This window comes from Nitrincola lacisaponensis, assembly GCF_000691225.1.
GTDB classification, from domain to species: domain Bacteria; phylum Pseudomonadota; class Gammaproteobacteria; order Pseudomonadales; family Balneatricaceae; genus Nitrincola; species Nitrincola lacisaponensis.
Window position 1 is genome coordinate 1 of sequence record NZ_JMSZ01000017.1, and the last position, 11,441, is coordinate 11,441.

Below are 11,441 nucleotides of genomic sequence, written 5' to 3' on the forward strand. Positions count from 1 at the left end.
AATCAGTATTACAACGTGACTTACCAGACGGAATACACCTATAGCGAGGAGGAGCGTAATGCTTTGGTTGAGCTGTCGTTAGCATCCGCACAGGCAGCGTTAGCTCGCGGGTTTATCACCCAAGCGATCTATGATCAGTTTGCTGCTACAGCTTACGAGACCTATCCTACATCCGAAATACAAACTCATGATGCTGGCACTTGGCGTCCGGATGCCGAGGGTAACTACAGCCGAGCCACACACCCCTGCTTTAATGGTGAAATTCAGGGCGATGATGTTGTCAGTTGTCAGGCTCTCTCGGTCAATGAACGTATGACCGCCGAAGCCCAAAAGCGCAAGGATCATGGTTGGGTACCGCATTTTGGTATTGGCTATCGCCTGACTGACACCAGCCGCATGTACCTGCGTTATACCGAAATGCTGCGCTACCCCAGCATGTTTGAAAGCACCATTGGCTTCTCCGCATCCCTGAATCCCTGGGGGGTGAAGCCGGAGCATGCACGCAACTGGGAACTGGCCTATATCCAGGATTTAACCCCCTGGTTTCCCAAGGCAGAGTATGCCGATCTGAAACTGACCTACTACCACAATGATATCCGTGATGTGATTGAGCGGGATAACTACTTCAACTTCCGTAATATCGAACGTCAGCTTTTACGCGGTATCGAGCTGGACGGACGTTATGACACTGGTGGTTTCTTCACCAGTCTGGGATTGAATTACAGCCTGGAAAACAAGGTCTGTGATGAACATACCGCTGCCATGTTGACCAATAACCGCTGGGATGTACCGCATCACATACCTTCCTGCTTTAAATACGGCTATCCGAATGGCTACTTGCTGGCGCAGGCGGCACCGGACCTGTCGATCAACTGGACGCTGGGTGGCCGCTTTCTGAATCGTAAACTGGAATTGGGCAGTCGCTTTACCTGGCATAAGGCCTATAAAAACAGTGATCTGGAAAACTATACCCGTTATGCCGGACGGCTTGAGGATGGTAGCTACGGCTTTACCTACTTTGCCAATACGCCCTTCAGTTGGGATGAAACCCTGTTGGTGGATGCCTATGCCCATTACAAGATCAATGACAATCTTTCAGTGGAGTTGGTGGGTACCAACCTGACTGATCTTTATTACGTGGATCCGACCACCCGCTCACCGGTAGCGGCGCCGGGTCGGACCCTGAAGCTGAGTTTGACGGGGCGTTTTTAACAGCAGAGCAAGGTGCAGGGAAGCACCTGTATATTTTGCTGAGATGACATTTGAGTGTACATCTACAGCCCAATCAAGCGGGTACCACCCGTATCCAGTAACGGCTGATTTGGTTCACTTGCACCGGGAGAATCCGGGTGAGTTGTTGCAGTGCCTGATCTGTATTGGTGGTGGGAAAAACTCCGGTGACAGACAGGTTTGCCAGGCGGCTGTCAGCCAGCAGTACACCTTGCCGGTAGCGTGCCAGTTCGCTAATGAACTGATCAACCGGCATCCGTTCTGCGACCAGCTGTCCTTGCGTCCAGGCAACATCTGCAGGGCTTGCTGTGCCGGTGGGTTGCGTATGTACGGTATCAAAAACGACCTGTTTTCCCGGGGCCAGGTGAGCATCCGTCGATAGATGACTGCCATGAGTGCGGAAGGTTATCTCTCCCTCAAAGGCACTGACACGGGTGGTTTGATCGGTACAGCGAACGGAGCACAGTGCGCTGGACAGGCTGATGTGGCCATTGGGTGTTTCTAATGCCAGGGCTTCATTTGAGCCCCGACGATTATCAATCAGCAGTTCACCGGTATGCAGTTTTAAAAACAGCCGATGATTTTCATTGTTCAAATCCAGGCGGGTCCGGGTATTCAGGGTGACTTCAGTGTTATCACGAAGCTGTAGCATCCTGGTTTGACCGGCAGCCGTGCGATAATCAGCAGTGGCGGATTGCCAGTAGGGTGTACGTGTGCCGCCAGCGATAGAAAGAACCCCCAAGCCCATCATTCCCCAGCTCAGCAGTTGTCGACGGGATATTCCACGTTTATCCAGAAGGCGACTGTCCACCCCTTGAGCGGTCAGGTTGTCGAAATTAGCTTGTAACTGTAGCAGCTTTTGCCAGGCTGCTTCATGTTGTACATCTGCAGCTCGCCAGGCTTCAAAGTTCTGCTGGTCTGTCTGGCTTGCATCTTCTGCACTGAGCCGTGCCATCCATGCGGATGCCTGACGCAGGACACTGGAGGGCATGTGTTTCATGGGTCAACTCCAAAGCTGATCAGCAGGCAGGCATGTAAAGCACGCGCAATATATTTCTCGACTGATGAAACGGAAACACCCAAATGTTCGGCAATTTCCCGATATCCCAGCCCATCCAGACGGTTCATCAGAAATGCCTGTCTGACTTTGGCTGGGAGGGTGTCCAGCTGTTGATCCAGTTCCAATAATGCTTCAATAATCAGAGCGCGGGTTTCTTCAGATGGGGCCTGAATATCTGGTCGTTGACTCAGTTGTTCCAGGTAGGCGGCCTCAATGCGTCGACGACGATACAAATCGATGACCAGTCGTTTGGCGGTACAGGCAAGATAGCTGCGTGCCTGTTCGGGTTCAGGCAGGCGTTGTCTGCTCAAAAGGCGTAGAAAGGTATCCTGTGCCAAGTCTGCAGCGTGTTGAGAACACCCCAGGCGTTTACACAGGAAACCAGACAACCAACCATGATGTTCACGATACAGCACATCGAGTTGCTGCCGAATTGCCGTCTCTTTGACTGTCATGGCAAGCACTACACTCTTGGATAGGATTTTCAGTTAATGATAATCATTATCGAGAGGTAAGTGAACCCGAGAGACGGAAAAAGTCTCAGACAACCAAACGGGCGAGGTGCCAGTGCTATCAGACACTGGCACCGGAGAGGAAACACATATTATGCTGCGAAACAGCGCTCCAGATGCTGGGTAAAGCGGTCAAAGGCGGCGATAGCAGCGGCATCGGCCAGAGCCTCTTGCTCTGTATCCAGGCTAAGGTTATCCAGTACTGCAGTGAAACGTTTCCATCCCTCTGCCCGTCCACCTTCCGGTTCACCCAAATGACGGGCTCCAAAGGTTTCACTCAGACCCAGTGCAGGCATACGCTTGAGCAGGAAGGCGGCTCCCAGTTTGGAGCCTTCGGATACAAACAGCCAGGCCAATGCTTCACCCAGGTCCATAGACTGAGAACGAATCGCGTCATCACCTTGCGGGACAGGGTGCTTCAGGTCGGCAAGGTCCATACGTGTCTGCTGTACGCGGCAGCGTTGTGGTAGATCTGGCACCAAGGCGCAGAGACGTTCATCGGTGTAGAGAGCTTCCAGGTCGTACTGAAACAAATGCTGTGCCGCGACAAAGCGCGCAAAGCGCTCCGGACTGGCAAAGGGTTCGTGGCTTTTGACCAGGTTATCGAGTCGGCTATGTGGCTCATGGGTAATCTGGTTCAAGCGCTGGGATCGTTTGCTATCGGGTTTAATGGCAGTGGTTGCGGTCATGACCTGGCTCTCAATCTATGTCGTGAATATTGTGGTAAGAGCCCTGGCTGTTGGGTAAACAGCAGCAGCTCTACTATATAAAACGAACGAGTTGCTAAAATCCGTAATCATCGGGCTAAAAAGCATCATCAAATTTAATACAGCATATATTGTCTGTCGTACTGAGTGCTTAGAATCGATAGGCTACGCCTCCTTGTACAGTGCGCCCACGTCCCAGAGTGAAGGCTAACACGTCTCCCAGAGGCACTAAGTAGGCTCGATCTGTCAGGTTATCAATAGAAAAGTGCAGTGCCAGATTTTGATTTACCTGATAGCGACCAAAAATGTCATATACGGTGTAGGGCTTCCAGTCGGCGGGATAGGTCATATCCACCCGTTCATCGTCGTTGACCGTTAGGTAGTAGCCTGCGCTATAGCGGGCACGCATGCCGAGGTCCAGCTTGCGCTCCAGCAGGCGGGCGCCAAGAGTCAGGCTGCCACGATCCATTGGCATATGTTCGGCTGTGCCCATGATGCCGCCGCCACAACTGATCTGCTGATTGTTGGCTTCGTTTGGCACCATCGCGGTGATCGGTTGTCGGGAGCCAGCGGAGACCGCATCCATCGACCCGCCCAGCCAGGTGACAAGCTTGCAATAGTCGTTGTTTCCGATCATATGGGTGTAACTGAGATTGCCGTAGTAGCTGCCCGCGTCGTAGTCTAGGCTGTACTCCACTCCCCGGAAGCGAGTGGTCTCCAGGTTATTGACGTAGGCGGCCGTGCCGATGGTTGCGATTGGCTGGTAGCCGGGTCGCCTCAGGCCGTAACCCATGAACATGAAGTCGTCTATTTTGGTATCGAAATAGGCGACCTTGATACCTAGGCGATCTTCGGAAGTGAACAAACCTTCCCTGAAGATATTGACCCCCGCCTCCCAGGTGGTGGAACGCTCTGGTTCGAGAAAGGGATTGGGGTACATGGTGGACGAGCCGGTGGAGTGGCTACCGGTGACCAGAGTCTCAGTGACCGATGGCGGTCGCCAGCCCTTGCCATAGTTGGCGAACAGCTGTATCCAGTCGACACCGGGACTCACCGAGATGCCGACGGTGGGCGAGAAACGGCCCTCTTCTCGATCGACGTCGAAGAGCAGGGGCTCGTTGGTCTGCTGGGTGGTGCCGAGGATGAAGGTGCGGATGTTCATGCCGGTTTCGCCGCGCAGGCGATAACGGTCATAGCGCAGACCTGCATTCAGGTTGAGCCAGTCGCTATATTCATAGTCCAGGCGTGTGAACAAGCTGGCCATCGTTCGCGTCCCAGACGGGGTCAAGCCTTCGGCGGAAGGATAATCCACCGCCGAACTGCTGGCGACAGCCTGGTTGGAATCCGGACTGACCTTGTCGTGGAAAACCTCCAATCCGTAGTTGGCCTTGAGGATGGAGTTCTCGCTTAGGGTGAAGGACGAGATGTTCTCGGCTTGCAGGCCATAGGTGATGGTCTTGTAGGTAACGTCATACGCCTGGCTGCTGCCCCGAGCCAGGTTGCTCTGGTCATTACGGGTGTCGACGAGGTAAAGCTTGGCCTTAACGTCGATCAGCGGGTTGTCTGGAGCATAGTTGTAATCCAGCGCAAAATTCTGCGAGACGATATTGCTGTCACCCAGTTTTTCCCAGAGCGCCTCATTATCGGTATCCAGCATGTTGGCGTCGTCATAGGACACCTGGGTACGCAGGTAGCTGAACTGCATCCGCTGATCGTGTGGAAGATTCAGTCCCAGTTTGGCTAGTTGCGAGCGCATGGTGAAACCGGAATAATCAACGGGAGAATTCTTGATGCGATCCTCGATATCCGGGTTGCTCCAGGAACCTGTACGTAATTCACCGATACTGCCTTTGGTACCAGGGTCGAAATCACCCAGATGCCGTTCGCTGGCAGCAATCAGAAAGTCACCAATATCATTACCCATTGCGAAGACGCCGCTGCCAATAAAGTTGGTGCCGTTGGCATAGTCACCGAGGCCGCTGGTGGCACGGAACTGACCGCCAAACTCCTTGCCTTCGTGGATGAAGTCGCGTGCATTAAGCGTACTGAATTCGGCAACACCACCGATCACCCCAGCTCCACCCATGCCTGAGCTAGCGCCCTTTTCCACGGTCACTCCGCCAAGTAGCTCGGGGTCGACGTACATGGTGCCGTTGCGCTGCTGATGGCCACTCTGTTGGTAGTTCTGGCGCATGCCGTCAATGTTCATATTCACTCGGCCGTAGTCTTGAATACCTCGAATATTAACGGACAGGCCTGGATCTTGCTGGCTGACAGCGGTATAGACGCCTGTACTTTCTTCCAGCATATCTGCTGCATGGCGAGGGGGGGTACGTTCAATTTGTTCCCGGGTGATCACACTGACTGAGCGGGGCTCGTGGTATTGCAGATCACTTGCCGTGTAGCGGGCACCTTCATCCACAACCGTAATGGTCGGTAATTGAATAGCTTGATCATCAGTCTGGACACTGCGGCTCAGTGTTATCTGTCTAGGCCCACTGAAGTGGTAGCTCACGGGTGTTGCGCCCAATAGCTCGCGGATGGCCTCATCGACTGTGTAGCGTCCTTGTAATCCACGGCTAGACAAGCCTTGCAGGCGGGCGCTATCGAAGAAAACTTGCAGGCCTGCTTGCTCAGCAAAGGCCAATGCGGCGCGGTCAAGCGGCTGTGCGGCGATATTGAATTCCAGCATCTGGCGTTGTACTGATACAGCCGTGTTCTGTGGTTCAGTGGCAGATACAGTGTTACTCAGGGCCAGAGCCATGCCGAGGACGATGCCACTCGGTAGCGATACCAAAGGTGGACGGCGCAGCGAGGGTGATAAGGGGTGCTTGCGTTGGCTCATAACGGATTCCAGGTTATTTAATGATAATAAAAACAATAATCACTAGTAACAAAGACGTATAACTCGGATAAAGTCAGTAAACCAATGTGAATTTTTTTGTGTCACATGAATGGTGACATGGTGGAAAATCAGTAGATCAGGCTTAGTGCCAGCCACTGTGTATGTTGCAGCTGCATTTCATGAGTCAGCGTAGACAAGGCATCGTCTAGCGCGTCGAGTTGGAACACACCGCTGACTTCACGTCTGCCCAGCTTATCACTGGCAAGCAGAATGTGTCCTGGACGATAACGATTGAGTTGTTCTATCACCTGCGCCAAGGGCACCCGGTCGAATACCAGCACTCCACGTTGCCAACTGGTCGCATGTTGCAGGTTGAGTGGCATGGGGGTGATGCCGGCAGGTCCGTACTGCACACTCTCCCCCTCATGCAGGCGCTGGTGTTGGCCGTCAATGCTGACCTGTACTGCATGTTCCAGTACCCCGACCCAGGCGCGTGCTCCATCCTCTCGCTGTACTACAAAACGTGTGCCCAAGGCTTGTGCGGTACCACCGGCAGTCATGACAACAAAGGGTCTGTCGGGCTGTGATGCGACCTGAAAAATCGCTGTGCCAGCGAGTAGTTTAACTTGGCGCTGCTGGTCAGAATAATCCAGACGAATAGCACTGCCGCTATCCAGAGTCACTTCACTGCCATCGGGTAGTGTGAGGTGGCGCACCTCACCGCTTGAGGTGCGATGATCGGCCAGTAGTGGCAACATCAAGTGCTCACCCTGATTCAAACCGAGTCCACCGAGTAGCAGCAACAGGCAGGCTGCAATGGCCCATCGACGTGGTCGTACACTGTGTCGAGTCGCAGGTGCTAACTGCTTAGTTGGGAGCGGTATCGGGTGTTTAGTGCGGTGTTCGTTTGGCAGGGTGCCAAGGGCCTCCCAGGTACGCTGAGCAAAAGCCAGGGCTTCAGCGTGGCGTGGGTCGGAGCGCAGCCATTGCTGCAAGGCTTTCTGTCGTGCCGCGTCTGGCTCACTGCCGCTGAGGTAAATCGCCCATTCAGCGGCCGCCTCGCGGATGCTCTGCTCATCTGGGTCCTGGCTAATCACGTTCAACTCTCAGCTCTCGTTATGGGTGGTAGAGGCGCAGCCTGTTTGCTTATATTGCACCGTCTTAAGTAATGACGTGCAACACGGATTTTACCGTAATGTCGACTCATGGGCGTACGTCAACCTCAGCGAGTCTCGCCATCACATGTGCCAGGGCGCGGGCCAGGTGCTTCTGTACTGAACTCTCGGAAATACCCAGTTCACGGGCTACCTGGGCGTGGGTGAGGCCTTCAATACGGTTAAGACGAAAGATTTCCTGTGTACGCAGTGGCAGCTCGGCAATAGCACGTTGCAGCCGTTCGATTTCCCTGTGTGCTTCGGTGATTTCTTCCAGCGAGCGGTTACCCGATTCCACTTCGGCCAACACGTCATTAGTTACCAGGTCGGTTTTGTGTCGCAACTGTTGGCGTTGGTGGTCGATCAGCAGGTTGTTGGCCGTACGATAGAGATAGGCGGGTGAATTAGTGATGTGTTCACCACCGCGCTGCTCGGCAAGGCGCAAGAAGCTTTCCTGTGTAAGGTCGGCAGCCAGTTGCGGGTCGCGACTTTTGCGCAGCAGAAAGCTGTGCAGCGCCTTGGCGTGCATCTGGAACAGGCTTTTGATATCCAGGTTCGACAATCGCGCTTTCCTGATCTTGGGCAAGAAGAAAGCAGTATAGTATTTTTATTGAGAAGCATTTTCAATAAGAGTGACTTCAATGCGGTAACCACCGTGCCATTTTAACGAGTAGGGGGGCATCAAACTGCCCCCCCATTCCTTAGAAGCGGTACTCAAGCATGCCCGTCAGCGTGCGACCTCGTGCCAGCGACAGGTTGTTTACATCCCCCATCGCAACGAAATAGGCTTCATCGGTGACATTTTCCATTGCCAGAGTCAGGTTCAATGCCGGTGTCACACGGAAGTTGGCATAGAGGTCATAGACCTTGTAGCGAGGCCATAGAGCTTTATCCAGTAGAGAACCGGCCCAACTACCGTCCAGATGTTCGCCATTACCGGGGCTGTAACGCATACGCGCACCCATATCCAGGCGTAGATCAAGCAACCGCGTCCCCAGCGTCAATGAGCCGCGATCAGCAGGCATATAGGAAGCATTACCCATGATGTGACCGCAGGTGACCAGATTGTTCAGTGCATCGTTGGGACGTGCCTCGTAGATGGGAATATTTACTGGAATCTGAATCGGACCGACCTGAATGAAGCCAGGTTCGGTTCCTACCTGTACCAGCTCCTGTGCGCCGCCAATGTAGAACTCTTTTGAGCAGAAATTGTTGCTGCCAAGCATCTGGGTGTAATTCAGCTGGGCATAGTAATTGCCAGTATCATAATCAAGGTTGTACTCGATGCCGCGAAAGCGGGTCTCTTCCTGGTTGTTCTGATAGGCTGAACGCCCCATACTGATGCCGCCAACGGTTCCGCCGGGGACGCTGGCGTTGGTATCCATAAAGATAAAGTTATCGATACGGGTATCAAAATACGCCACTTTAATGCCCAGTCGATCATGTGGGGTTAGCATGGACTCTGTAAAAACATTAAAGCCTAACTCCCAGTTTTGAGAACGCTCTGCTTCAAGATAGGGGTTTGGATAGACCACCTGAGAACTACTGCCTGCATGAGGTCTGCCTGACATAAAGGACTCGGTTGTGGTAGGTGGACGCCATCCTTTCCCCCAGCGGGTGTATAGCTGTAACCAATCCACCCCGGGTTTTATGGCAATGCCCAGCGAGGGAGATAAGCGACCAGCTTCCTGGTCGACATCGAATATCAGATGTTGTTGTTCACGCCCGGTACCGGATTGAAACTGCCCATCTTTGTACATCCATAACGTCATGCCAGCTTCACCTTGCAGCCGGTATCGATCATAGCGTAATCCCGCATCAATCGTTAACCAGTCACCGTGCTGATAATCGATATGCCCAAACAGACTTCCCATCCAACGGGTGCCTTCAGGATTCGCGCCACCGGGTATGTAGGGTAAAACAGTTTCATTGACGGCCTGTTGACGTGTTGTCGAAGAGCTGAATTGATCACGATACAGCTCACCGCCATAGTTCAGGCTTAACATGCCTTGCTGGCCTATTGAAAAGAGAGAGGTATTTTCCAGCTGTAAGCCCCAGGTTTCGGTTTCAACACGATCGGTGTAATCCGGGTACCAGTTACCGCTACTTTGGCTGGCGGTACTCTCTGCGCTCCACTTATCCACACCCGTTTTGACAAGATAGAGCTTGGCATTCAAATCAATAAGCTGATTGGGGTTGAAACTATAGTCCAGGGCGGCACTTCTGCTGTTGGCATCCGTAGAGCCGGTATGACGATAGTAGTAGCGGTTGGTATCTGAATTCATGTAGGTCCAGGCGTCTTTGCTGTCAGTATCAGTTTCCAGATAGCTGAATTGCAACCGCTGATCTTCCGCCAGTTGGGTACCGATTTTAATGATCTGGGAGCGGGTGACGCTGTCCATATATTCTACTTCTGACGTGAGCCAGTCTTCCCAGGCTTCTGGGTTCAGGTCTCTACCACGTATATTGCTGCCCAGATTGTCCGGGTTGTTGGTGCCTGCGTAATAGTTTCCAAAATTCCGTTCACTCCATCCAACCAGTACATCCGCTTGTTCGTTACCCATTGCGAACACTGCGCTACCGTTAAAAAACGTACCATTGCTCAGATTTCCGATGCCATGCCCAGCACGCAGGCGTCCACCAAAGATTTTACCAGGTTCAAGGAATTGCGATGCGTTGATTGTATTAAAGGTAGCGATTCCACCTAAGGTACCGGCACTGCCCAGTTGTGACACGGCGCCCTTGTCGATTTGGATGCTTTCAATCAGCTCAGGATCAATAAATATAACGCCATTACGTTGCTGGTGACCGTTAATGCTGAAGTTTTGGCGCATGCCGTCAATGTTCATATTCACCCGGCCATAATCCTGAATACCCCGGATATTGACAGAGAGTCCGGGATCACGCTGGTTCACCGCCGAGTAGATGCCAGAGGTTTGCTCCAGCATATCCGCAGCATGCCTGGGAGGGCGTTGGTCTATTTGTTCACGGGTGATCACACTGACTGAGCGGGGCTCGTGGTATTGCAGATCACTTTCAGTGTAGCGGGCACCTTCCACCAGGACTGCTGGTAGCTGATGGGTCGCGGATGATTCGGATTCCAGCAGTTGATAACTGCCATCACGTTGACGCTGGGCGATCAGACCTGTTTGGCTCAGTATCTGCATCAGGCCGGCATCAATGCTGTAACTGCCGCGCAACCCGGCACTCTGCTTTCCAGCAGACAGGCTGGCATCCATATACAGGCCAATACCTGCATCCAGCGCAAACTGACTCAGGACACGATCCAGGCTTCCTGCCGCTATTTCGAACTGCTGTGATGATTGGGCGGCAATGCCACCGGTTCCATCTTGAGCCAGTATAGAGGTTGAGGTTATTCCGCCAGCCACGGCTAAAGCGAGCTGTATGGACAACATCAGCGGAGATATTGAGAGTGTTTTCATAGTCTGTCAGGACGCTCCATTTACAAAGTGTGTGCTCTTGAAACGTATGAGATGTGCTATCCCTCAATAAAAATTATAAATTTTAATATAAATGATTTGCATTTAGTTTGAGGGTTTTTTCGTTTGCTGCGGTATAGCCAGTATCAACAACCGCCAAAACGACAGGAGCCTCTATGCAACACCCCGGACGATCAAAGCTAAGAACCCTGGTGCTTGCTGTGCAACTCGGCACAGCCGCGATGCTGCTGCAACCGCTGGTGACACAAGCACAGGTTGCTGCTTCTCCTGTACAGGCTTTTGATATTCCGGCAGGTCAGCTGGATCAGGCGTTGCGACAGTTTGGTCTGGAATCCGGACGGGTGGTGTATGCCGATGCGGCTGTACTGCGTGGTCATAGTACAGTCGGCTTACGCGGGCAATATTCAGCGACAGAGGCCCTGAGTCAACTGCTGGCAGGCACAGGCCTGGTAGCACAATTACAACCGGATGG

The 11,441-nt window shown here is 53.0% G+C and carries 9 protein-coding genes; 2 read left to right on the plus strand and 7 right to left on the minus strand.

The annotated features are described in order from the left end of the window. The coding region (locus ADINL_RS16440; protein WP_036545690.1) for a TonB-dependent receptor domain-containing protein at window positions 1-1,212 on the plus strand (1,212 nt) is incomplete at its 5' end. A 73-nt stretch (window positions 1,213-1,285) separates the two neighbouring features. Here ADINL_RS16440 and ADINL_RS07125 read toward each other — a convergent pair. From ADINL_RS07125 to ADINL_RS07155, 7 genes are all read right to left on the minus strand, one after another. Beyond that, window positions 1,286-2,230 carry a FecR domain-containing protein gene (locus tag ADINL_RS07125; RefSeq protein WP_036545694.1) on the minus strand — a complete coding sequence of 315 codons (945 nt, stop codon included), beginning with the start codon at window positions 2,228-2,230 and terminating at the stop codon, window positions 1,286-1,288. Continuing rightward, a complete protein-coding gene (locus ADINL_RS07130) occupies window positions 2,227-2,745 on the minus strand; it encodes a sigma-70 family RNA polymerase sigma factor (RefSeq protein ID WP_036545697.1) in 519 nt (172 codons plus the stop codon). Before ADINL_RS07130 ends, ADINL_RS07125 begins: the two co-directional genes overlap by 4 nt. Before the next feature lie 149 nt (window positions 2,746-2,894). After that, window positions 2,895-3,491 (minus strand): biliverdin-producing heme oxygenase, encoded by a 597-nt coding sequence (locus tag ADINL_RS07135; protein WP_036545699.1) that lies wholly within the window; start codon window positions 3,489-3,491, stop codon window positions 2,895-2,897. Between the two features lie 169 nt (window positions 3,492-3,660). After that, window positions 3,661-6,354, minus strand: a complete 2,694-nt coding sequence (locus ADINL_RS07140; RefSeq protein ID WP_084154426.1) for a TonB-dependent receptor — start codon at window positions 6,352-6,354, stop codon at window positions 3,661-3,663. Between the two features lie 128 nt (window positions 6,355-6,482). After that, entirely contained in the window at window positions 6,483-7,451 is a 969-nt protein-coding gene (locus ADINL_RS07145; RefSeq protein WP_036545701.1) for a FecR family protein, read from the minus strand. A gap of 106 nt (window positions 7,452-7,557) precedes the next feature. Beyond that, window positions 7,558-8,070, minus strand: a complete 513-nt coding sequence (locus ADINL_RS07150; protein ID WP_036545703.1) for an RNA polymerase sigma factor — start codon at window positions 8,068-8,070, stop codon at window positions 7,558-7,560. 139 nt (window positions 8,071-8,209) lie between these two features. Beyond that, window positions 8,210-10,951, minus strand: coding sequence for a TonB-dependent receptor (locus ADINL_RS07155; RefSeq protein WP_084154427.1), 2,742 nt, complete (start codon window positions 10,949-10,951; stop codon window positions 8,210-8,212). Window positions 10,952-11,124: 173 nt separating this feature from the next. Here ADINL_RS07155 and ADINL_RS07160 point away from each other — a divergent pair. After that, on the plus strand, window positions 11,125-11,441 hold a 317-nt coding region (locus ADINL_RS07160; RefSeq protein WP_036545705.1), incomplete at its 3' end, for an STN domain-containing protein.